Annotated in this window: 18 protein-coding genes and 1 riboswitch; of the genes, 7 read left to right on the forward strand and 11 right to left on the reverse strand. The window is 70.3% G+C overall.

Going from position 1 to position 23,453, the window contains the following annotated elements; genetic code table 11:
* Nucleotides 1–42: 42 nt before the first annotated feature.
* Nucleotides 43–1,392 carry a carotenoid oxygenase family protein gene (locus ACFVT2_RS01640; RefSeq protein ID WP_390010824.1) on the reverse strand — a complete coding sequence of 450 codons (1,350 nt, stop codon included), beginning with the start codon at nt 1,390–1,392 and terminating at the stop codon, nt 43–45.
* The gene (locus tag ACFVT2_RS01645; RefSeq protein WP_390010826.1) at nt 1,389–1,979 is read right to left on the reverse strand and encodes a hypothetical protein; all 591 of its coding nucleotides are present in this window, start codon (nt 1,977–1,979) and stop codon (nt 1,389–1,391) included. Before ACFVT2_RS01645 ends, ACFVT2_RS01640 begins: the two co-directional genes overlap by 4 nt.
* Before the next feature lie 187 nt (nt 1,980–2,166).
* On the opposite strand from ACFVT2_RS01645, the gene ACFVT2_RS01650 reads away from it, so the two are divergent.
* Nucleotides 2,167–2,781, forward strand: a complete 615-nt coding sequence (locus ACFVT2_RS01650) for a PadR family transcriptional regulator (protein ID WP_390010827.1) — start codon at nt 2,167–2,169, stop codon at nt 2,779–2,781.
* A 106-nt stretch (nt 2,782–2,887) separates the two neighbouring features.
* Entirely contained in the window at nt 2,888–3,430 is a 543-nt protein-coding gene (locus ACFVT2_RS01655; RefSeq protein ID WP_390010829.1) for an RNA 2'-phosphotransferase, read from the forward strand.
* A gap of 54 nt (nt 3,431–3,484) precedes the next feature.
* Here the strand turns inward: ACFVT2_RS01655 and ACFVT2_RS01660 are convergent, their stop codons facing one another.
* The 3 genes from ACFVT2_RS01660 to ACFVT2_RS01670 all read right to left on the reverse strand — a co-directional run bounded on the left by ACFVT2_RS01660 (nt 3,485) and on the right by ACFVT2_RS01670 (nt 6,137).
* A complete protein-coding gene (locus ACFVT2_RS01660) occupies nt 3,485–4,048 on the reverse strand; it encodes a hypothetical protein (protein WP_390010830.1) in 564 nt (187 codons plus the stop codon).
* Nucleotides 4,049–4,150: 102 nt separating this feature from the next.
* Nucleotides 4,151–5,050 (reverse strand): zinc metalloprotease HtpX, encoded by a 900-nt coding sequence (htpX, locus tag ACFVT2_RS01665; protein WP_016570627.1) that lies wholly within the window; start codon nt 5,048–5,050, stop codon nt 4,151–4,153.
* A gap of 190 nt (nt 5,051–5,240) precedes the next feature.
* On the reverse strand, nt 5,241–6,137 hold the full coding sequence (locus ACFVT2_RS01670; protein WP_390010832.1) for an LLM class flavin-dependent oxidoreductase: 897 nt from the start codon (nt 6,135–6,137) through the stop codon (nt 5,241–5,243).
* Between the two features lie 111 nt (nt 6,138–6,248).
* On the opposite strand from ACFVT2_RS01670, the gene ACFVT2_RS01675 reads away from it, so the two are divergent.
* A complete protein-coding gene (locus tag ACFVT2_RS01675) occupies nt 6,249–7,208 on the forward strand; it encodes an HAD family hydrolase (protein WP_390010834.1) in 960 nt (319 codons plus the stop codon).
* Nucleotides 7,209–7,481: 273 nt separating this feature from the next.
* On the opposite strand, the gene ACFVT2_RS01680 is transcribed toward ACFVT2_RS01675, so the two are convergent.
* The 4 genes from ACFVT2_RS01680 to ACFVT2_RS01695 form a co-directional block, all read right to left on the reverse strand.
* The gene (locus tag ACFVT2_RS01680; RefSeq protein WP_390011220.1) at nt 7,482–9,158 is read right to left on the reverse strand and encodes a GAF domain-containing protein; all 1,677 of its coding nucleotides are present in this window, start codon (nt 9,156–9,158) and stop codon (nt 7,482–7,484) included.
* Between the two features lie 213 nt (nt 9,159–9,371).
* Complete coding sequence (gene cydD / locus ACFVT2_RS01685; RefSeq protein ID WP_390010836.1) at nt 9,372–13,028, reverse strand: thiol reductant ABC exporter subunit CydD; 3,657 nt, start codon at nt 13,026–13,028, stop codon at nt 9,372–9,374.
* 59 nt (nt 13,029–13,087) lie between these two features.
* Nucleotides 13,088–14,089 (reverse strand): cytochrome d ubiquinol oxidase subunit II, encoded by a 1,002-nt coding sequence (gene cydB / locus ACFVT2_RS01690; protein WP_390010838.1) that lies wholly within the window; start codon nt 14,087–14,089, stop codon nt 13,088–13,090.
* 9 nt (nt 14,090–14,098) lie between these two features.
* Entirely contained in the window at nt 14,099–15,607 is a 1,509-nt protein-coding gene (locus ACFVT2_RS01695) for a cytochrome ubiquinol oxidase subunit I (RefSeq protein WP_390010840.1), read from the reverse strand.
* Between the two features lie 257 nt (nt 15,608–15,864).
* Here ACFVT2_RS01695 and ACFVT2_RS01700 point away from each other — a divergent pair, with 257 nt between their 5' ends.
* Complete coding sequence (locus tag ACFVT2_RS01700) at nt 15,865–16,233, forward strand: cyclophilin-like fold protein (protein ID WP_390010841.1); 369 nt, start codon at nt 15,865–15,867, stop codon at nt 16,231–16,233.
* Nucleotides 16,234–16,331: 98 nt separating this feature from the next.
* Here ACFVT2_RS01700 and hisC read toward each other — a convergent pair whose 3' ends face one another.
* Entirely contained in the window at nt 16,332–17,411 is a 1,080-nt protein-coding gene (hisC, locus tag ACFVT2_RS01705) for a histidinol-phosphate transaminase (protein WP_390010843.1), read from the reverse strand.
* A gap of 396 nt (nt 17,412–17,807) precedes the next feature.
* Here hisC and ACFVT2_RS01710 point away from each other — a divergent pair, with 396 nt between their 5' ends.
* The 3 genes from ACFVT2_RS01710 (at nt 17,808) to ACFVT2_RS01720 (ending at nt 21,312) form a co-directional block, all read left to right on the forward strand.
* Nucleotides 17,808–18,908 carry a LacI family DNA-binding transcriptional regulator gene (locus tag ACFVT2_RS01710; RefSeq protein ID WP_390010845.1) on the forward strand — a complete coding sequence of 367 codons (1,101 nt, stop codon included), beginning with the start codon at nt 17,808–17,810 and terminating at the stop codon, nt 18,906–18,908.
* Between the two features lie 269 nt (nt 18,909–19,177).
* Entirely contained in the window at nt 19,178–20,221 is a 1,044-nt protein-coding gene (locus ACFVT2_RS01715; RefSeq protein ID WP_390011223.1) for a metallophosphoesterase, read from the forward strand.
* Nucleotides 20,222–20,430: 209 nt separating this feature from the next.
* The gene (locus ACFVT2_RS01720) at nt 20,431–21,312 is read left to right on the forward strand and encodes a hypothetical protein (RefSeq protein ID WP_390010846.1); all 882 of its coding nucleotides are present in this window, start codon (nt 20,431–20,433) and stop codon (nt 21,310–21,312) included.
* A gap of 154 nt (nt 21,313–21,466) precedes the next feature.
* Here ACFVT2_RS01720 and thiC read toward each other — a convergent pair whose 3' ends face one another.
* Nucleotides 21,467–23,245, reverse strand: a complete 1,779-nt coding sequence (gene thiC / locus ACFVT2_RS01725) for a phosphomethylpyrimidine synthase ThiC (RefSeq protein WP_390010848.1) — start codon at nt 23,243–23,245, stop codon at nt 21,467–21,469.
* Nucleotides 23,240–23,396, reverse strand: a riboswitch (TPP riboswitch). It overlaps the preceding gene by 6 nt.
* Nucleotides 23,397–23,453 lie beyond the last annotated feature (57 nt).

Genomic DNA, 23,453 nt, shown 5'->3' on the forward strand with positions numbered 1-23,453 from the left:
TCGAGCGGGACGTGCTCCGCCCCGCCACCCCTTCGGGTTGTGTCATACGTCCGGATCCGGGAGCCAGTTGCCGTGGAATCCGTAAGGGACCCGGCGTGGCAGGGAGACCGTCGCGACCGGGCCGGCGGCGATGTCCTCCGCATCGAGGATCACCAGATCGCTGGTGTCGGTGGTCGCGTCATAGACGTAGGTGATCAGCCAGCCCGGCCCGCCCGGACGGTCGTCAGCCGGGGCGAACGCCGCCTCGCCCGGGGTGCGTCCCGGACCGAAGCCGTACCGCACCACCGCACCGGTCTGCAGGTCGTAGCGGAGCAGGGCGCCGGGTATCGCACCGGTGCCCGGTCCCTCAGCGGCTGTGACGTGGCCGAAGCGGGCGGGCTGCCCTGCGAGCCGGTCGTCCAGCCGGGGGAACTCGCCCATGTGGTCGTCTATTTGCTCCTCGGCCACGGAGCCGGAGGCGAGATCTATCGTCCAGCGCCACAGGCAGGGCGCCGCGCGGCCGTCCAATGCGGCGTAGCGGGACACGTAGAGGACGATCCGGTGCTCGCCGTCGTCATGGGCGTTCAGCGAGTGGAAGACATAGCAGGGGTCGATGGCCAGCCAGCGGACCTCGCCATGGGGATCGTCGCGGCGCAGCACACCCAGGCGGGCCCCGTACTCCGGATCCCAGCTGTACGGCATCCCGGCGCGGTGGCGATCGTGGACCATCGGCAGGTCCATGAAGATGACGTGGCGGGCCGTCAGGTGGAAGTCGTGCATCATCGTGGCGGCGGGAACGTCGATGGGGCGGCTGACCACCAACTCCCCTTCTGCGTCGGCTCGGTGATAGGTCAGATAGGGCGGCTTGGAGCCGCTGTAGCCGAAGAAGTGCAGCTCACCGGTGGTGGGGCAGGTTTTGGGGTGGGCGGTCATGGCGGTGGTGAGCCGGCCGCCGAAGTCATGGGGACCGACGGTCTCCAGCTCGTGCCCGGGTCGGCAATCGATCTCGTAGGGGAAGGACGACTCGACGAGCGCCAGCGTGCGACCGGCGTGCCGGACGATATGGGTGTTGGCGACGCCGGCGGCCAGATTGCGGCGGCCCTGCGCGTCAACGACGCGGATGCCATCGGCGAAGGTCGAGGTGCGGACCCAGCGGTTGCGGTAGGAGAGGGCCGGGCCGCCCTCCAGGCGCACGCCGTGGACCATGCCGTCCCCGAAGAACCAGTGGGGACTGTCGGCGTCCTGCGGGTTGGGGCCGTTGCGCAGGTACCAGCCTGTGAGCTCCGGCGGAATGGTGCCGGTGACCGGGAGGTCGTAGGCGGTCAGTTCATCGGTGACCGGGGCGAAGTTGCCGGCCAAGTGCGGTGGCGGAGCGGAGGATTCGGATACCGCGGTGGACGGGGTGGTGGTCATGAGGTCAGACCTTCCTGAACGTCGAGCCGCGAGCCGGACTCCCGCAGGAAGCGGGCACGAACCCGGTCCGGGTAGGCGGCGGTGAACCGGACGGGAAGAACGAATCCGGCGACCTGGACGAGGATCGAGAAGACGTCACCGAGGCCGTAGGCGGCTACGACGGCCTGGGCGATCGCGGTCAGGGTGAAGGACAGGGCCCAGGCCGCGGTGATGACGACATTGATGCGCCGGAACAGCGGGGTGTCCCAGACCTCGGGCGGGGCCATCCGCCGGGCGATCGTCATGGTGAAAGGTCGCTGGACGGCGATCGACACCCAGGCGATGAGGGCCAGCCAGCCCACCGACAGCGCGCTGCCGTATGCCTTGAGGCCACTATCGGGGTGGATGAAGGCCACGACGGAGAGGCCGGCGAAGTAGACGATGGTGCCGTACTCCAACAGCCGGGATTCCAGTGAGAGCCCCGCGGCACGGTCCGCTATCAGCAGTGCCACCGAGACCACCAGTCCGGCGAGCGCCCCCCACTGCCAGCCGGCCGCGGACACTCCCGCGAAGACCAGCCATGGAATGAAGCTCCGCAGGTAATTCATGATCCCCCCATTTCGGTCGCGTCCGATGACCACGGACGACTGCTCGACGATGCGCCGGGCCGACGAGCCCGGCAGCAGCGTGTGACCTGGGCTCAGACCTTCCCGCCCAGCGACATTCCAACTGTGACATGTCGAAATTGGAAAGTCCAGCTTTGACATGTCAGTTGTGGAAGGTAATGTGCGAGTCATGAGCCTGAGACATGCGGTACTGGGCCTGCTCTCCGAATCCCCGGCGAGCGGCTACGACCTGATGAAGCTGTTCAACGCCTCGCTCGCCAGCGTCTGGCCGGCGACCCAGAGCCAGGTGTACGGCGAACTCAACAAGCTCACGACCGCCGGCCTGGTCGAGGTCTCCGCCCACGGCCCGCGCGGCCGCAAGGAATACGCCATCACCGACGGCGGCCTGGCCGAGCTGCGCCACTGGCTCACCGAGGTCGCACCCAGCGGCCCGCAGCGCCACGACGGCCTGCTGCGGGTGTTCTTCCTCGGCATACTCACGCCGCTGGAGGCACGCACCTACCTCCTCACGCAGGCCGCGTCAGCCGCCCGCGCGCACGCCGCCTACGAGCAGATCGACGAAACCAGCCAGTGGGACGACGAAATGATCTCTGTCTACGGGCGGATCGCGCTGGAGTACGGCCTGCGGCTGTCCGCGACGATGGAGGAGTGGGCTCGCTGGGCCGCCGATGAGGTGACCAGCGCCAAGGCCAGGAAGGCCAGTGAGCTGGCCCGCGCACAGCACGGTACGGGGCAGGCGGAGCAGGACGAGCACCCGACCCCGGAGCAGCCCGGCAAGGTGTGAGGTCCGCGCCGGACACCCACCGCTGACGGCGGCCGCGCACCGGGCCCCGCGCGTCCGCCCCCGAATCTCAGCTGCCGCGACCACCGCACCGCGGCATGCTGAAGGCATGAACCACCAGCGCTCCGTGCGCATTTCGAAGTACCTGGCGAAACACCTCCGCCATGAACCGGAACGGATCGGCATCCCCCTCGACGCTCAGGGCTGGGTGCCGGTGACGGAACTGATCGAAGCCGCCGGGCGGCACGGTTTCCCCTTCTCCCGAGCGGAGTTGGAGGCCGTGGTCGCCGACAACGACAAGCAGCGCTACACCCTGGACAACGGCCGCATCCGCGCCAATCAGGGCCACTCCGTGCGCATCGAGCTCGGGCTGCCACCGGCCGTACCTCCCGGTTTCCTCTTCCACGGCACGGTGGCTCGGAGCGTTGCCGCCATACGGGAGGAGGGGCTGCGGCCGATGTCGCGGCATGCCGTGCACCTCTCACCGGACCGCGAGACCGCGGTCCGAGTGGGCGCCCGGCGCGGCAAACCGGTCGTGCTGACGGTCGACGCGGGCGCGATGCACCGAGCCGGCCATGTCTTCCACGTCAGCGCCAACGGGGTCTGGCTGACCGGCCGTGTGCCGCCGGAATTCCTCCGCTTCCCCGGCTGACCTTCCCCCTCGGAAAACACCCAGGGCTGGCCTCCACCTCGGAAAACACACAGGTCAGAGCCCGGGCGCTCCCCACACCGGGAACCACCGGGAAAGATCCTTCTCGACCGTCAGATCGTCCCCGAGCATCGCCCGTACCTGGAGTTCGAGCGGGTTGTCGCGCTTCTCGTCATCGTCGGGCCGCGGCGCGAAGGGATAGAACGTGCCGCGCTTGTAGAGGTAGACCAGCGCCAACGACCGCTGTCGCTCATCGCGGAACCCGAGCAGTGAGCAGAGCAGCTGCGGACCGAACCCCGCCTCTTCCAGGGACGTGTTGACCGCGTGCAGATCGTTGACCAGGCCCGCCACGTCCTCCGGAGCGTGCCGGACCAGCAGCCACGTATAGCCGTACGCGTCCTGTGTGAACTCCACCGAACCGTCCAGCAGCGCTCGCGCCTCCTCCTGGATGCGCGAGAAGGTGCCGCCCTCGACGCTCGCGAAACACACCGACCCCAGCCCGGTGGGGGTGAATCCGGCCGCGGCCTGCAAGGTGACCGCGGCGGACGGCAGCGCGAAGAGCTGGTCCAGATCGGGGCGTACCGGCTTGCTGCGGCCGAGGATGGCGTCCAGAAATCCCATGCGCGGCTTACTCCTTGATCCCTTGCTCCGGTGGCGCGGTGGCATGTTTCACGGGAAACGTCGCCACGCGTCGGTCACTGCATTCCGGCCGGTCGCCGCCGTTCACGGCCGCCCCAGCTGCGCCGCTATGCGTCCCAGCTGGTCGAGCCGCTGCTCCAACGTGGGATGCGAGGACAGCAGCTGGCTGAAGCTCTCCTTGTTGAACGCCGGGGCGAAGTAGAACGCGTTGAACGGCTGGGCCTTGCGGAGGTCCTCGGTCGGGATCCGCGCGATCTGGCCGGTGACCTTCGTCAGGGCGGACGCCAGCGCCGAGGGACGGCCGGTCAGTATCGCGGCGGCCCGGTCCGCTGACAGTTCGCGGTAACGCGAGAGCAGCCGGGTGAGCAGGAAGCTGATGGCGTAGACGACGACGCTGACGGCGGTGACGATCAGCACGGCGATGGCGGCGTTCTGGTCCCGGTTGTTGCGCCCGACACCACTCCACAGGGCGGCGCGGGTGATGATGCCGGCCAGGACGCCGAGGAACGAAGCGATGGTCATCACCGCGACATCCCGATGGGCAACGTGGGAGAGCTCGTGGGCCAGCACGCCCTCCAGCTCCTCCGGCTCCAGCCGCCTGAGCAGCCCCGTCGTGGCGCAGACCATGGAGTTCTTCTGGTTGCGGCCGGTGGCGAAGGCGTTCGGCACATCCGACTCGGCGATCGCGACCCTCGGCTTGGGCATGTCGGCCAGGGCGCAGAGCCGGTCCACAGCACCGTGCAGCTCGGGCGCCTGCTCCGGCGTGACCTCGTGCGCCCCCATGCTGAAGGCCGCGATCCGGTCACTGAACCAGAACTGCGCGACGAACATGGCCCCCGCGATCAGCAGCACCACCACCCAGGCGCCCTTGAGCAGCACCACCAGCGCACTGACGACCACGACGTACAGCAGCCCGATGAAGAACATCGTCATGACCATGCGCGAGGTCAGCCCACGGTCCGGGGCGAATCGGGTCTGTGCCATGGCTCCTCCACAACGCACCGCACTTCGCGCAGTGCCCCGGCCCGGTCGCGCGCCGACTTCGTCCGCACGCCGGGCCCCGCACACTGCGCCGCTGCCCTAATTCTCCCTCTTGATGGCTATATACCGGGTAAAGCCCCGGCCGGATGCTGAGGTAAACCAGGACGTACGGCCCGACGTCGCGGATGCGCCGCTATGCGCCGAGCTGCGCCAGCCCCTCGGTGGCGATCCGCTCGAAGACCGCCGGGTCGGCCGCGAAGACTGAATCGGCGATCGGCCAGTGGATGACCAGCTCGTCGATGCCCAGCTCGGCGTGGCGGCCGGCGAAGTCCACGAAGGCGTCCAGGGAATCCAGCGGCTGGTCCGGGGTGAAGCCGGTCAGCATGATCTTCTGGAGTTCGCCGAGGTCCCGGCCCTGGTCGGCGCACGCCTTGGCCAGCCCCTCGATCTGCCTGCGGATGGCCTCCCGCGATTCGGCCGGGGTACCGCCCGCGTTCGACACCCTGGGGTCACCGGTGGTCACCCACGCCTGGCCGTAGCGGGCCGCCAGCTTCAGCCCGCGCGGACCGGTGGCCGCCACCGCGAACGGCAGCCGCGGCCGCTGCACACAGCCGGGGATGTTGCGCGCCTCGTCCGCGGAGTAGTGGGTGCCTACGTGCGAGACCGCGTCCTGGGTCAGCAGTTGGTGCAGCAGCGCCGTGAACTCGGCGAAGCGGTCGGCCCGTTCGCGCGGCGACCAGGGCTCCTGGCCGAGCGCAGTGGCGTCGAAGCCGTTGCCTCCGGCGCCGATGCCCAGCGTGACGCGGCCCTCACTGATGTCGTCGAGCGAGATCAGTTCCTTGGCGAGGGTGACCGGGTGCCGGAAGTTCGGCGAGGTGACGAGGGTGCCCAGGCGTATCCGGGACGTCGCGGCGGCGGCCGCGGTCAGCGTCGGGAGGGCGCCGAACCAGGTCTGGTCGCGGAAACTCCGCCACGACAGGTGGTCGTAGGTGTACGCAGCGTGGAAGCCCAGCTCCTCGGCGCGCTGCCACGCCTCCTTCCCGCCTTCGGACCAGCGGCGGACGGGAAGGATCACAGTGCTCAGTCGCATACCCCCGAGCGTACGGCGATGCCGCGGAAACCCCGTCCGGCCGCTTCCGCACCGGGCGCCTGTGCGCCACCCACCGCACGTCTGTACGCGTCGGTACGCGAAGATGGCCCCGTGACTGATGCCTCCGCCACGCCGCCCCGGCCCACCCGGCTGATCGCCACCGACCTCGACGGCACCCTGCTGCACGACGACAAGACGGTCTCCGACCGGACGATCGCCGCGCTCGCCGCCGCGGAGGAGGCGGGCATCGAGGTGTTCTTCGTCACCGGGCGCCCGGCCCGCTGGATGGACGTGGCCAGCGACCACGTGCACGGCCACGGCCTGGCGATCTGCGCGAACGGCGCGGCCGTCGTCGATCTGCACCGGGGGAACCGGTTCGTCGAGGTCAGCCCCCTGGACCACACGGTGGCGCTCGGCGTCGTCCACGCCCTGCGCGATGCGGCCCCCGGCACCACCTTCGCCGTCGAGCGCACCAGTGGCATCAACTACGAGCCGCAGTACCCACCCCTCCTCCTCGACCCGGACGCGGTGATCGCACCGGCCGAGAAGCTCCTCGCCGAGGGCTTCGCCGCACCGTCGAACCCCGGTCCGGCCGGCGTTGCCGGCACCGACGGCCCGTATGCGGCCGACGCCGAGGCGACCGGACCGGGCACCGCGAGCGCCACCCCCGCGGGCGGCGGCAGCATCGCCTCCGAACAGCCCGTGCTCAAGCTGCTCGCGCACCACCCCGAGCTGGACCCCGACGCCTTTCTCACGCTCGCCCGGGCCACCGCGGGCCACCTGGCGTCCTTCACCCGGTCCAGTCCCACGGCCCTCCTGGAAATCAGCGGCCTGGGCGTCAGCAAGGCCGGCACCCTCGCCCGCTGCTGCACGGAACGCGGGATCTCACCGGACGAGGTCGTCGCCTTCGGGGACATGCCGAACGACATCGAGATGCTCACCTGGGCCGGCACCTCGTACGCCATGGCCAACGCACACCCGGACGTGCTGGCGGCCACCACTCACCGGACGGAATCCAACAACGACGACGGCGTGGCCGCCGTGATCGAACAGATCCTTCAGGAGCGTTGAGAACTGCCAGACGCCTGGGGATTGCCAGGAGCGTGGAGTTGTCACACACGGTGAAACTGCTCCAGGAACGGCAGGAGAGCGCCGGGTGACACGGCCCCGTGGTTTCACGTGAAACCACGGACGCTGTCCGGCCCGGGCTGTTTCACGTGAAACGGCGAGCGCTGCTCGGACGCACGTGTTTCACGTGAAACGGTCAACTCCCGGAAAAGGGAGGCTGTTTCACGTGAAACAACACGACCTGCGGAGAGCGGCCACCCGCCGGACCCGCTCCCCCTACAGCGGCGCCTCCCACGACACCATCGTCCCCCCGTCGCCCTCGCCCAGCCCAGGACCGTAGGTGCTGGAGCCGCCCAGCGATTCCGCCCGCTTGGCGAGGTTCTTGAGGCCACTGCGGCGGCCACCCCGCGCGATGCCCACCCCATCGTCGGCGACGGTCAACCGGACGCCGGGGGCACCGTCCGGCAGGCTGATCGTCGCGTCGACCACCACCTCGATCCGGGATGCCTCGGCGTGCCGGAAGGCGTTCGACAGCGCCTCGCGCAGCGCGGCGATGAGGTTCTTGCCGGCCAGTTCCCCGACCCGGGAGTCCACCGGACCGACGAACCGCGCCGACGGTTGGAAACCGAGCGGCACGGCGGCGGTGCCGACCTCCCGCAGCACCCGGGTCCGGAGCCCCGACGGCGCCTCGGCCGGACTCTGCTGAAGAGCGAAGATCGCGGTTCTGATCTCCTGGATGGTGACGTCGAGTTCATCGATGGCTTTGCCGACGCGCCGGGCCACCTCCGGCACCACGGTTCTGCGCTGTGCGCTCTCCAGCATCATCCCCGTCGCGAACAGCCGCTGGATCACGAGATCGTGCAGATCACGGGCGATCCGGTCACGGTCTTCGTAGACCGCCAGCCGCTCCCGGTCGCGCTGCGCATCGGCCAGCACCAGCGCCAGCGCGGCCTGTGCGGCGAACTGGGTGGCCAGGGTCCGCTCGGCGGCGGAGAACGCGCGGGCGCCACGGCCCCGCGGCGTGGCGAGGGTGCCGAGCACCCGGCCGCCACTCTTGAGCGGCAGCATCATGCTAGGTCCGAACCGCGGCGCGAGGTCGGTGACCATCCGCGGATCACTGGCCGAGTCGTCGACGAACACCGGCTCACCAGCCAGGAGTTGCTCGGTCACCGGACTGTCGCGCGGGATCTGGGTCCCCATGATCCCGGTCGGGTCGTCGGCGGACACCGCGACGATCTCCAGTCCGCCGTCCTCGTCCGGCAGCAGCACGATGCCGGCCGCCGAATCCGCCAGCTTCCGAGCCTGCTCGGCGACCACCGCGAGCGCGTCATCGACATCGCTGCCGGCGAGGAGCTCGGTGGTCACCGCCACCGAACCGTCGATCCACCGCTCCCGCTGCCGGGTCGCCGCGTACAGCCGGGCGTTGCCGATCGCGATACCGGCCTCGGTGGCCAGTACCCGCACCATGTGCAGGTCCTCTTCGCTGAACTCCCCGCCGCGTTTCTCGGTCAGATAGAGGTTGCCGAAGATCTCGCCCTGGACACGGATCGGTACCCCCAGGAACGACCGCATCGGCGGGTGCCCCGGCGGGAAGCCGGCCGAGCGGGGGTCCTTGGTGAGGTCGGCCAGCCGCACCGGCTTCGGATCGTGGATCAGCGCGCCGAGCAGGCCCTTGTGACCGTCGGGCAGCGCGCCGATGCGCTCGTGCTGCGCCCCGGTCACGCCGTAGGTCACGAAGTCCGACAACCCCTCCCGGGCGTCGTCGATGATCCCGATCGCGGCATAGCGCGCATCGGCGAGTTCGGCGGCGGTCTCCACGATCCGGTCCAGGGTGATGTGCAGGTCCAGCCCGGCGCCGACCGTCCGCATCGCCTCCAGCAGCTGCGGCACCCGCGCGGTCAGCTCGGACGACAGTCCCTGGAGGCTGCGGGTGGCCTCGGTGGCGGCGTCCATGGGGTCCGGGCGTCCGCCGGCGCGTGCGGTGTCCGCGGGGTCTGAGGGCGATCCTGCCGTGGCTGCCATGTCCCGAGCCTAATAAGGGCCCATTTCCGGGGAAAGTTCAGCTATCCGGCGAAGCCCGGCCCCGCCGGGGACGGCCGGGCCGCACTCACCTGTGCCGCGTGCCGAGAGGCCGACCCGCCCGCCGTGAAGAGCCGACCCGGCCCGTCATGCCGGCAACGCCGGCGCTCCGGCAGGCACCACCGCGGGCTCCCGGCCGATGTCCTCCGCCGCGCTCCCACCCCCGGCGGTCACCATCCGCGGATACGCCGCATCCACCGCCCGCTCGCGCTCCAGCATCCGCCGGAACGGCCCGTCGGCCGCGGCCAACTCCGTGTAACCGCCGCGCTGCACCACCCGGCCGCGGTCCAGGACCAGCACCTCGTCGACCGCGTCCAACCCGGCGAGCCGGTGCGTGATCAGCAGTGTCGTCCGGCCCTCGGTGGCGGCCAGCAGATCGGCGGTCAGCGCGTCGGCGGTGGCCAGGTCGAGGTGCTCGGCGGGCTCGTCCAGCACCAGCACCGGGAAATCCGCGAGCAGCGCACGCGCCAGGGCCAGCCGCTGCCGCTGGCCACCGGACAGCCGGGCGCCGTGCTCCCCGACCATGGTGTCCAGGCCGTCGGGCAGCCCACGCACCCAGTCCGCCAGCCGCGCCCGGCCGAGCGCATCCCAGAGGTCCTGGTCATCGGTGCTGCCCGGGCCGCCACTGCGGTCCCGCCGGGCGAGCCGGAGGTTCTCCCGCAACGAGCTGTCGAAGAGGTGCGCGTCCTGCGCACACAGCCCGACCAGCCGCCGGACCGCGTCGCCGGCCATCTCCTGGGCGTCCGTCCCGGCCAGCGTGTACGCCCCCGACTCCCGGTCCAGGAAGCGCAGCAACACCTGCGCGAGCGTGGTCTTACCGGATCCGGACGGGCCGACGACGGCAAGCCGGCGGCCCGGTTCCAGGGTGAAGCCGACACCGTCCAGCGCCGGGCGGTCCTGCCCGGCGTATCGCGCGCTCAGGTCGCGTACCGCCAGTGGGAACGGTCCGTCGGGCGCGGGCGCGGGGGCATCCGGCTCACGGACCGGCGCCGGGGCGTCCAGCACCTCGAAGACCCGCTCGGCGGCGTGCCGGGTGCGGCGGCGGTACTGCGCGGCCAGCGGCAGTCCGGCCACCGCCTCGAACGCGGCGAGCGGGGTGAGCACGATGACGGCCAGTTCCACACCGGCCAGCCGACCCGTGTGCACCGCCTGGATGCCCACCACCGCGGCGGCGGCCACCGTCAGCCCGCACAGCAGCGCCGAGAGACCGGCCCCGGCCCCGGCCGCGGTGGCCGAGCGCGACGCGATCCGGGTCAGCTCCCGGTCCGCGCGACGCACCCCTTCCGTACGAGCCCTGAGGGCCCCGGCGACCGTCAACTCGGCGGTACCGGTGAGGAGATCGACGACGCGGGTGGAGAGCACCCCGCGGGCCGGCGCAAGCCGGCGCTCCGCACGCCAGGCCAGCGCGCTCGACAGCAACGGCACCCCGGCACCGGCGAGCAGCAGCCCGACCCCGAGGACCACCCCGGCCTCCGGCAGCAGCCAGCCGGTGAAGGCGACGGTGCCCACGCCGACCAGCAGTGCCGCCCCGACGGGCAGCAACCAGCGCAGGAAGTAGTCCTGCACCGCGTCGACGTCCGCGACCAGCCGCGACAGCAGATCGCCGCGGCGACGCTCCTTGAGCCCGGCCGGGGCCAACCGCTCCAGCCGCCGGAAGACGGCCACCCGGACATCGGCGAGCATCCGGAACACCGCATCGTGCGCGACCAGCCGCTCGGCGTACCGGAAGGCCGCCCGCCCGATGCCGAACGCCCTGGTCGCGGTCACCGCCACCATCAGATACAGCACCGGCGGCTCCTGCGAGGCCCGCGAGATCAGCCAGCCGGAGGTCGCCATCAGGCCCACCGCGCTGCCCAACGCGAGGCTGCCGAGCAGCAGCGCGAGCCCCAAACGCGCCCGCCGGGCACGGGCCAGCCCGCGCAGCCGCCCCAGCGCGGAGCGCGCGGCGCCGGGAACGGCGTCGCCGCTCTGGTCCGGCCCGGCAACCACCGCCGGGGTCGGCCCGGCAGCGGAGCCCGCACCGGCGTCCGGGCCCGGCACGGCGGCCGCCCCGTCCACCGGCTCGGCGGCCACCTCGGGCGCCGCCAGCCGCACCGTCCGGTCGGCCACCGCCAGCAGCGCCGGCCGGTGGACGACCATCAGGACCGTGCGCCCGGCCACGAGCCGGCCCACGGCCTCGACCAGGGCCTGCTCGGTCTCGCCGTCCAGATTGGCGGTGGGCTCGTCCAGCAGCACGATCGGGCGGTCGGCGAGGAAGGCACGGGCGAGCGCGATGCGCTGCCGCTGGCCGGCGGAGAGCCCGGCACCGGATTCCCCGAGTCGGGTCGCCGGGCCGTCGGGCAGCGCGTCGACGAAGTCCAGCGCCCCCGCCTCGCCCAGGGCCGCGCGGACCGCCGCGTCATCGGCGTCCGGCCGCACCAACCGGACGTTCTCGGCGATGGAGCCGGCGAAGAGGTGCGGATGCTGCGGCACCCAGGCGATCCGGCTGTGCCAGTCGTCGGGGGAGAGGCCGGCGATGTCCTCGCCGGCGACGAGGACCCGCCCCTCGGACGGCTCGGTGAAGCCGAGCACCACACTCAGCAGCGTCGACTTGCCGGCACCGGAGGGGCCGACCAGCGCAACGGTCTCCCCGGACCGGACCTCGAACGAGGTCGCCGGCAACGAAGCGGCGGTGCGTCCGGGGTGGCGGACCACCAGCCCCTCGACGGTGAGCCCGGTGCCGTCCGGCGCGGGCGCGGTACCGGGCGTCCGCGGCCGGGTCTCCAGCACGGCGAAGATCTCCTCCGCCGCCGAGAGTCCCTCGGCGGCGGCGTGGTACTGCGCCCCCACCTGCCGCAGCGGCAGATACGCCTCGGGTGCCAGCACGAGCACCATCAGCCCCGTAGAGAGGTCGAGTTCGCCGTGCACCAGGCGCATGCCGATGCCGACCGCGACCAGCGCCACCGAGATGGTGGCGAGGAGTTCGAGCGCGAACGACGAGAGGAAGGCGATCCGCAGAGTGCGCAGGGTGGCCTGGCGGTATTCGCTGGTGATCGCACGGATGGAGGCGGCCTGGGCCTTGGCCCGGCCGAAGACCTTGAGGGTCGGCAGCCCCTCGACGACGTCGAGGAAGTGCCCGGACAGCCGGGAGAGCAGCCGCCACTGGCGGTCCATCCGCGACTGGGTGGCCCAGCCGATCAGGACCATGAAGAGCGGGATCAACGGCAGGGTGACGACGATCGTCAGCGCGGAGATCCAGTCCCCGATGACGATCCGGGCCAGCACCGCGACCGGCACCACGACCGCCAGCCCCAACTGCGGCAGGTAGCGGGCGAAGTAGTCGTCGAGGGCGTCGATGCCGCGGGTGGCCAGGGTCGTCAGCTCCCCGGTCCGCAGCTCCAACGTGCCGGCGCCCGCGACCCCCTCCGCGCGGTCCACCGCCGCCCCGGGCCCGAGAACCGCCGCCCACTCGATCAGTCGCATCCGCAGTTCGGACTTGACCGACGCGCTGGCGCGGTGCGCGGCCAGTTCGGTGAGCCAGGAGACCAGCCCCCGACCGACGGAGACCGCGGCGAGCAGCGCCACCGGTGTCACCAGCGCACCGAGGGGGCGGCCGTGTTGGAAGGCTCCGACCACGATCTCCGCGATCAGCATGGCCTGACCGATGACCAGGCCCGCCCCGGCAAGACCGAGCACCACCACCGCGACGAGGAATCCGCGGGTGGCGCGGGCGTATCGGAGCAGGCGCAGGTCGACCGGTTTCACGTGAAACCTTCCGTTCTCCCGAGCCCCGCCCTGGCAGGGCGGGGCGGGGCGGGACTCAGCTAGTGGGCTTCGGCGAGGTGCTGGGTGCCGATCCGCTTGCGGAACACCCAATAGGTCCACCCTTGGTAGAGCATCACCATCGGTGCGGCGATCCCGGCGCACCACGTCATGATCTTCAGGGTGTAGGGGCTGGACGAGGCGTTGGTGACCGTGAGGCTCCAGCTCTCGTTCAGCGTGGACGGCATGACGTTCGGGAAGAGCGTCAGGAACAGCATGGCGACCGCCGCCGCGATGGTGATCCCGGAGAAGGCGAACGCCCAGCCCTCGCGCCCGAGTTTGTTGGCCCCGAGCGCGGCGACCAGCGCCACCACCGCCACGATCATGGCGACCAGGCTGCTGGCGTCCCCCTTGTCGGCCTGGGTCCACCCCAGGAAGCCGACCGCGAGCACGGCCGTGATCAGCCCGAGGACGCCCGCCATCCTGCGCGCCCGCCCCCGGATGTCACCCACGGTCTTCAGCGAGGCGAACACCGCACCGTGGAAGGTGAACAGCGTCAGCGTGACCAGACCGCCGAGGATCGCATACGGGTTGAACAGGTCGAGCAGACCGCCGACGTACTCCTTGTGGGCGTCGATCTTCACGCCGTGGACGATGTTGCCGAAGGCCACCCCCCACAGCAGCGCGGGCAGCAGCGAGGTCCAGAAGATCGCGTGTTCCCAGTTGCGCTGCCAGCGATCCTCGGGCCGCTTGACGCGGTACTCGAACGCGACACCGCGCACGATCAGGCAGACCAGGATCAGCAGCAGCGGCAGGTAGAACCCGGAGAAGAGGGTCGCGTACCAGTCCGGGAAGGCCGCGAACGTCGCGCCGCCCGCGCTGAGCAGCCAGACCTCGTTGCCGTCCCAGACCGGTCCGATGGTGTTGATCAGTACCCGCTTCTCGCTCCGGTCCCGGGCGAGCAGCTTGGTGAGCACGCCGATCCCAAAGTCGAAGCCTTCCAGGAAGAAATACCCGGTCCAGAGGAAGGCGATGATGACGAACCAAACGTCGTGGAGTTGCATGGTCGCCTCCTAGTACGAGAAGGCCATCGGCCGGTCGGCATCGGTGGGGTCGCCACCGATCTTGGTGGGTGGGTTGAGGTCGGAGTCGGTGAGCTCCTGGGGTCCGGCCTTGATGTACTTGGCCAGCAGCCTGACCTCGACCACGGCGAGGATCGCGTAGAGCGTGGTGAAGACGACCAGGGACGTGATCACCTCGCCCTGCGTGACACCCGGCGAAACCGCGTCGCGGGTACGCAGCACGCCGTAGACGACCCAGGGCTGGCGGCCCATCTCGGTGAAGATCCAGCCCCACGAGTTGGCGATCAGCGGGAAGCCGAGGGTGACGAAGGCCAGTCGCCAGTACCACTTGGCCAGACGGTCACCCAGCAACGTGTTCTTGGTGAGCGCGAGGTGCGGTGCTTCGTCGTCGCTGGTTCGTAGCCCGGGCGCGAGCCAGAACTTCTTGCGGGTGAGCCACAGCCCGGCCAGACCGATGACGAAGGACGTCATCCCGAAGCCGATCATCCAGCGGAAGCCCCAGTAGGTGACCGGGATGTTGGGCCGGTAGTCGCCGGGCCCGAACTTCTGCTGCTCGGACTTGTTGACGTCGTTGATGCCGGGCACCGGCGAGGAGAAGTCGCTGTGCGCAAGGAAGGAGAGCAGACCCGGTATTTCGATGGCGACCTTGTTGTGGCCCTTGGCGACGTCGCCGTACGAGAAGACCGAGAACGGCGCGGGCGCGGCCTTGTCCCACAGCGCCTCGGCCGAGGCCATCTTCATCGGCTGCTGCTTGAACATGACCTTGCCGAGCGAGTCGCCACTGACCGCGGTGAGCAGTCCCGCGATGACCAGCGTGACCAGCCCGAGCCGCAGCGACGTCCGCATGACCTTGACGTGCTTCTTCCGCATCAGGTGGTACGCGGAGACGCCGACCATGAAAGCGGCACCGGTCAGGAAGGCCGCGGTCAGGGTGTGGAAGACGACAACGAGGGTGGTGTCCTGCGTCAGCACCTTCCAGAAATCGGTCAGCTCGGCCCGCCCGGTGACGTGGTTGTACTTGTAACCGACCGGGTGCTGCATCCAGGAGTTGGCGGCGAGGATGAAGTACGCCGAGAGCACGGTGCCGATCGACACCATCCACATGCAGAAGCAGTGGATCTTCTTCGGCAGCTTGTCCCAGCCGAAGATCCACAGGCCGATGAAGGTGGACTCGAAGAAGAACGCGATCAGGGCTTCGAAGGCGAGCGGCGCACCGAAGATGTCCCCGACGAACCGCGAGTAGTCCGACCAGTTCATACCGAACTGGAATTCCTGGACGATGCCGGTGACGACGCCCATCGCGATATTGATCAGGAACAGTTTGCCCCAGAACTTGGTGGCCTTGAGGTACTTCTGCTTACCGGTTCGCACCCATGCGGTCTCAAGTCCGGCCACCAAAGCGGCGAGGGAGATCGTCAGCGGGACGAACAAGAAGTGGTAGACGGTCGTGATGCCGAATTGCCATCGCGCCATAGTCTCTGGCGCCAACGCCAGTTCCACGTCGCGGCCTCCTTACGTCCTTGCGTCGCCGTTTCACGACGGCTATGTCCTTTTTGTGCAGCACAAAGCAGCACATACCAGACGCGAGCTTGTGAACGCGTTCACATTCACAAGCATTATCTCCCATGGCATTCACACCTTGGGGAAGGGGGGTACGTGACTGCGGTCACGCTCGAATCCATGGCCCGTGAACGCTTATGCCGAGGTTATGTGCGCACCCTTCCGCACAGCTTCAACATATTGTTGAATGCGTCGCCATGAAGATCCGCATCTCCTGGCCCGCCGGGCACGTGACCGCCACGCTCGACGACACCCCGACCGCCACCACGCTCCTCGCCGCCCTGCCGATCCAGGCCACCGCACACACCTGGGGCGAGGAGGTCTACTTCGACACCGGGCTCGCCCCCGCCCTGGAGACCGACGCCCGCCAGGTCGTCGAACCCGGCACGGTCGCCTTCTGGACCGAGGGCAACGCCCTCGCGCTCCCCTACGGCCCGACCCCGATATCCCGCGGCGGAGAGTCCCGACTCGCCTCCCCCTGCAACGTCCTGGGCCGCATCGACGGCGACCCGCGCGCACTGGCCACCGTCCGCGGCGGCGACGCCATCCACGTCCAGAAGGTCTGAGGCCACAGACGCCTGAGGCCGCGGGTCCGGCGGGACCCACGGCCTCAGAGAACTCCGCCGCTGGAAGGCACATCGCCTACCAGCGGACCGGAAACCGACTACAGCGCCTTGCGGAACTCCTCCGCCGCCTGCAGGAACAGATCCATCGCCGGCTTCTCCCCGATCGTCACGCGCACGCCCTCCCCCGCGAACGGCCGCACGACCACCCCGGCCCGCTCGCACGCCTCGGCGAACTCGGTGGTCCGGTCCCCCAGCCGCAGCCAGACGAAGTTCGCCTCCGACACCGGGACGGTCCAGCCCTGCGTCACCAGCGCGTCGTAGACCCGGGCCCGCTCGGCGACCAGCGCGTCGACCCGCTCCAGCAGCGCCGCCTCACTGCGCAGCGACGCCACCGCGGCCTCCTGCGCGAGCTGGCTGACGCCGAACGGCACCGCCGTCTTGCGCAGCGCGGCGGCCACCTCCGGGTGCGCCACCGCGAAGCCCAACCGCAGCCCCGCCAGGCCGTACGCCTTGGAGAAGGTGCGCAGCACGCACACATTGGGACGGTCGCGGTAGAGCTCGATCCCGTCCGGCACGTCCGCGTCGCGGACGAACTCCCGGTACGCCTCGTCCAGCACCACCAGCACATCGTCCGGCACCCGGTCCAGGAAGGACTCCAGCTCCGCACGGCGCACGACGGTGCCGGTGGGGTTGTTGGGGTTGCAGACGAAGATCAGCCGGGTCCGTTCGGTGATCGCCGCCAGCATCGCCTCCAGATCGTGCACCTCACCGGAGGTGAGCGGCACCCGCACCGACGTCGCACCGGAGACCTGGGTGATGATCGGGTACGCCTCGAACGACCGCCAGGCGTAGATCACTTCGTCCCCGGGACCGGACGTCGACTGGATCAGCTGCTGGGCCACGCCGACCGACCCGGTGCCGGTCGCCAGGTGGTCCACCGGCACCGAGAACCGGTCGGCAAGCTCCGCCATCAGGCCCGTGCACGCCATGTCGGGGTAGCGGTTGAACGATCCGGCGGCCGCCACCGCGCTCTCCAGGACGCCCGGCAGCGGCGGGTAGGGGTTCTCGTTGGAGGACAGCTTGTAGGTGACCGGACCGCCGGTCGCCGCCGGCCGCCCCGGCTTGTAGGTGGGAATACCGTCCAGCGCAGCACGCAGCCTCGGGGTCTTCTCGCTCACCGCAGGTCCTCCTCAACCGTCCCTCTCGACTCCAATACTGCACACCTTATGAGGATTGCCCCGTCCGGCGTCAGGCCCTGAAGGGACAGTCCTTCCGCGGGCTCCACCGTGGCGAGCGCCGGGCGCGCATCCCTGGGGGCGCGCTATGCAGAACCCCGCGCGCCGGTGGCTCGCTCCGTGGCGCGCATCCCTCGTCAAGGTGACTTGAGACCTCTTCGAGACCTGGGCGGATCGCCAGGCGGGGCACTCATCCCTCCCATAAAATGATCACTAAAATAAGCAACACCCTTGCATTGCAAGGTAATTGATGGCACGTCACCATGCAGAAACGTGCCTTCTCTCCGTCGTCGTCGGTCACCCGCGAATGGCCGTACCGAGCCCTACTATCGGCTCGCCATGACAGCAGCAGGGAAGCACCAGGTGGGCCGGTCGACCGGTCGCCGACTGGGACGCGCGGGCATCCGGGACGTGGCCGCCGCAGCCGGTGTATCGATCACGACTGTCTCCGACGCGCTCAACGGCAAGGGCCGGCTTCCGGATGCCACCCGTAGCCATGTCCGCGAGGTGGCCGATCGGCTGGGCTACCGCCCGTCCGCCGCCGCCCGCACGCTCCGTACCGGCAAGTCGGGCCTCATCGGCCTGACCGTGACCACCTACGGGGATGAACCTTTCACCTTCACCGAGTTCGCGTACTTCGCCGAGATGGCCAGAGCCGCCACCTCCGCCGCGCTGGCCCGCGGCTACGCACTGGTCATCCTGCCCGCGACCTCCCGGCACGACGTCTGGTCCAACGTCGCCCTCGACGGCACAGTCGTCATCGACCCGGCCGACGGCGACCCCGTCGTCACCGAGCTCGTCCGACACGGCGTCCCCGTGGTCTCCGACGGCCGCCCCGGCGGCTCCCTCCCGGTAACCGGCTGGGTCGACAACGACCACGAGGCGGCCGTCCTCGGCCTGCTCGACCACCTCGCCGAGGCCGGCGCCCGCCGCATCGGCCTGCTCACGGGCACCACCACCGACACCTACACCCGACTGTCGACCACCGCCTACCTGAGCTGGTGCGAGCGGATCGGCCAGGACCCGGTCTACGAGTCCTATCCCGCGTACGACCCGCGGGCGGGCGCCGTGGCCGCGGACCGACTGCTGGCCCGCCCGGACCGGCCGGACGCGGTCTACGGGCTCTTCGACCCCAACGGCACCGATCTGCTCGCCGCGGCCCGGCGCTACGGTTTGCGGGTACCGGACGACCTACTGCTGGTCTGCTGCAGCGAGTCGACCGTCTACGCCACCACCGAGCCGCCGATCACCACGCTCTCGCTGAAGCCGCGGCGCATCGGCACCGCCGTGGTCCAGATCCTGATCGACGCCATCGAAGGGCTCGACGGCAGCTGCCCGGTCGAACAGGTGATACCGACCGACCTGATCGTGCGGACCTCCTCACAGCGCCGCTCCCCACGGACGACGGTCAGCCCGCCGCGAGGCCCGGCCGGCGACTGAGTGCGCCCCGGCACGGCGGGCCGGGGCGCACCGACGAACTCCGGGCGCCCGCTCCGCCGAGGAAAAAACAGGGTGATCCCGGGAGAAATCCATCGCGAACGCCGGGCTTCGCAGGATTGATCACCCCCGGGTGCGTCACAACCCGCGAGCGGCGTTCCTATGATGGGCGCACGACACCGCGGACCGCCGTCGACCAGGCAAAGGTCCGAGAGGTGCACGGCGGCGCAACGGTGGAGGGGTCGATGACTCAGGGGGCCAGTCAGGGACCCATGGTGTGGACCATGGGGGCACAACCTCCGGCATCCGTTCCGCCACCCGCGGCGCCCTCCGGAGCGCCGGCCGGACCGCCGCTCCAGGCACCCGTCGCACCCCCGGTGCAGATGCCCGAGGAGTACACCCCGACCGCCCGCGACCTGCCGGTCATCGGTCGTACGGACACCCTCATCGACCACCCCTCCGTGCTGCCGGCGCAGGAAGGGGCCCCCGCGGCCGACGGCCTGGGCCCGCTGTACGTCGTCGGCGACGTGCACGGCTACTACGACGAGCTGCGCGCCGCGCTGGCGGCCGAAGGGCTGATCGACGCCGACGGCACATGGGCGGCCGGCAACGCCCGGCTCTGGTTCCTCGGCGACTTCACCGACCGCGGCCCGGACGGCATCGGCGTCATCGACCTGGTCATGCAGCTCTCCGCCGAGGCCGCGGCGGCCGGCGGCTACTGCAAGGCCCTGATGGGCAACCACGAGCTGCTGCTGCTGGGCGCCAAGCGGTTCGGCGACACCCCCGTCCAGTCCGGCGCCGGCACCGCCTCATTCCAGGCGGCCTGGCTCCTCAACGGCGGCCAGAAGACCGACATGGACCGGCTGGAGGACCACCACCTCCAGTGGATGGCCCGCCTGGACGCCGTGATGGAGGAGGACGGGCATCTGCTCGTGCACTCCGACACCACCGCCTACCTCGAATACGGCGACTCGATCGAGGCGGTCAACGACACCGTCCACGACGTACTGACGCGCAGCGACGCCGACGAAGTCTGGGACCTCTTCCGCAAGTTCACCAAGCGGTTCGCCTTCCGCGACGAGGCCGGCGCACAGGCCGTCCGCGAACTGCTCGACGCCTACGGCGGCAACCGCGTCGTGCACGGCCACAGCCCGATCCCGTACCTGCTGGGCGAGGTCGGCGCGGAGGACGGCGAGGGCGAGGGGACCGCGGTGGCCGGTCCGCACGTCTACGCGGACGGTCTGGCCATCGCCATGGACGGCGGTGTCACGATGGCCGGAAAGCTGCTGGTATGCCAACTCCCGCTGGCCGGCTGACGCTCCGGTCAACGGTCAGGCACCACTCCGGCGGGTGACCGAGCAGGACGGAATCCGGTCGCGGCAGTACGCAAATTCCGCAAACTCTCTGTCACCCCGCGCCGGAGGCGCTCTACCATCGGTCTATCCGTAGCAGGCTCTCCTCCGTTTCCGCCCGGCGCCCGGCCCAGGCCGGCCCGTACGGCCCTACGGAGCTTCGGGGGATCCACATGAACAGCGCTCCGCACCTGCTGAACGAGGACCGCGCGGAATTCGCGCGGATCCTTGATGAGGCGCTGCGTACCGCCGAAACCCGCCCGGACGAGCTCACCGCCGTCACCGGAAACCGGCTCAGCACCGAGCAGTTGCGCATGATGGCGCTCAGCGCGACCAGCGCGATCGCCGCCTGCGCGACGGCCGAATACGAACGCTACATACAGCTGCGTACCGCGCTGCGCGCACCGACGTCCGCCGTTTCCGGCGCCGGTGGGGGCGGCCCGTCAGCGGACCAGACCTCTGACGAGCGCACCGGACCGGCCACCGAGGACGACGAGGCGGCCGCCGAAACGGCCGGCTTCGGGGTTGCCGCGATGGCCACCGTCCTCGTGCCGGTGCTCGCCGGGATCGCGGCCGTGCTCTTCCTCGTCATCGGCTATGTGCTGCGCGCCGTCGACCCGGACCCGGCCGTCTCCCGACCGCTGGTCAGCGTCGGCTGGGTCTTCGCGGGGCTGGCCGCCGCCGGCGCGCTGGTCGCCATGGGCTGCGTGGTCGTCACCGCGCTGCGCAACGGCACGACGCGGGACGCCGCGGCCGAGGAGCGGGCCGCCGCGCTGGACAGCGCCCACGACGCCTGGCAACAGGCCCTCCTGGACCGCGGGCTGCTGCCCTTCCTCCGCGAGGCCCTGGCCGATCCCGCGGCCGACCCCGCGGACGATCCGGTCCGGTACGTCCCCCGTGCCGTGCCGGCGCCCGAGCGCCGTACCCCCACGCTCGGCTACACCCGCCCGCGGTTCACCAGTCCCGACGCCGGCACGTCCTGGTCCCGGCCCCGCTACTCAAGCCCGGACTTCACCAGCCCGGACTACGGCGGTCCCGAGAACCGGCCGGAGTAGGCACCGGCGCAGCGGTGCGTCGTGGTGCCCGGCAACGGACGGACGGCCCGAAGGCGCACGCGACGCGCGTCTTCGGGCCGGTCCCGTTCCGTACCGCTGAGCGCTCCGCCCGGTCGGACCGGTCCGCTCAGTTCGTTACGCCCGCCCTGTCCGTTCAGTCCGCGATCGGCAGGTAGACGCGGTTGCCGGCCGCCGCGAACTCCCGTGACTTCTCGGCCATTCCGGCGTCGGCGTCGATCGCCAGGGCACCGCCGTGCTCGCGACGGATGTCTTGGGAGATTTTCATCGAGCAGAACTTCGGCCCGCACATCGAGCAGAAGTGGGCCGTCTTGGCCGGTTCCGCGGGCAGCGTCGCGTCGTGGAAGGCGCGGGCGGTGTCCGGGTCGAGGGCCAGATTGAACTGGTCCTCCCAGCGGAACTCGAAGCGGGCGTCGGAGAGCGCGTCGTCCCAATCCTGGGCGCCCGGGTGGCCCTTGGCGAGGTCCGCCGCATGGGCCGCGATCTTGTACGTGATGACGCCGGTCTTGACGTCGTCGCGGTCCGGGAGGCCCAGGTGCTCCTTGGGCGTGACGTAGCAGAGCATCGCGGTGCCCCACCAGGCGATCATCGCGGCGCCGATACCGGAGGTGATGTGGTCGTAGGCGGGCGCGATGTCGGTGGTGAGCGGGCCGAGCGTGTAGAACGGGGCCTCCTCGCAGATCTCCTGCTGGAGGTCGATGTTCTCCTTGATCTTGTGCATCGGGACGTGGCCCGGGCCCTCGATCATGGTCTGCACGCCGTGCCGCTTGGCGATGGTGTTCAGCTCGCCGAGGGTCCGCAGCTCGGCGAACTGCGCCTCGTCGTTGGCGTCCGCGATGGAGCCGGGACGCAGGCCGTCACCGAGGGAGAAGGTGACGTCGTAGGCGGCGAGGATGTCGCAGAGCTCTTCGAAGTTCGTGTAGAGGAAGGACTCCTGGTGATGCGCCAGGCACCAGGCCGCCATGATCGAGCCGCCGCGGGAGACGATGCCGGTCTTCCGGTTGGCGGTGAGCGGGACGTAGCGGAGCAGCACACCGGCGTGCACCGTCATGTAGTCGACGCCCTGTTCGGCCTGCTCGATGACGGTGTCCTTGTAGATCTCCCAGGTCAGCTCCTCGGCCTTGCCGTCGACCTTCTCCAGCGCCTGGTAGAGGGGGACGGTGCCGATGGGCACGGGGGAGTTGCGGAGCACCCACTCGCGCGTGGTGTGGATGTTGCGGCCGGTGGAGAGGTCCATGACCGTGTCGGCGCCCCAACGGGTCGCCCAGGTCATCTTCTCCACCTCCTCCTCGATGGAGGAAGTGACCGCGGAATTGCCGATGTTGGCGTTCACCTTCACCAGGAAGTTCTTGCCGATGATCATCGGCTCGATCTCCGGGTGGTTGACGTTGGCCGGCAGCACCGCCCGGCCGGCGGCGATCTCGTCCCGTACGAACTCGGGGGAGACGTTCTCGCGGAGGGCGACGTACTCCATCTCCGCGGTGATCTCGCCACGCTGGGCGTACGCGAGCTGGGTGGCCGGGGTGCCGGCCCGGCCACGGCGCGGCTGACGCGGCCGGCCGGGGAAGACCGCGTCGAGGTTCCGCAGGCCACCGCGCGGTGAGGTGTGCTTGACCCCGTCGTCCTCGGGACGCATCGGGCGGCCCGCGTACTCCTCGGTGTCGCCGCGCGCGATGATCCAGTTCTCCCGCAGCGGCGCCAGCCCGCGGCGGACGTCGGTTTCGATATTGGGGTCGGTGTACGGCCCTGACGTGTCGTAGAGCGTCACGTCCTTGCCGTTGGTGAGGTGCACCCGCCGGACCGGGACCCGGAGGTCCGGACGCGATCCGGAGACATAGCCCTTGTGCCAGCCGATCTGCGGCTTTTCGCCGTCGGTCGAGCCGTTTTCAGGCGTGCGTGCATCCTGCAGAGTCATGTAGACCCAACTCCCTACGCCGGCATTACCCGGTAACAGGTTCGGCGGTCGACGCAGCGGCTTCCGTCATCCGGTGTTTCACGTGAAACACCGCTGGGACGGAGGTCAGCGCCCTCTCAGCCCGGTGCTCCGAGCTCCCGCGATTGCAAAGGTGCCACCACGGTAGCGGCCGATGCCGCGGTGTGAACAGGGGGCCCACGGGTTCTTG

This window comes from Streptomyces sp. NPDC058000 (assembly GCF_042886435.1).
Classification (GTDB): Bacteria; Actinomycetota; Actinomycetes; order Streptomycetales; family Streptomycetaceae; genus Streptomyces.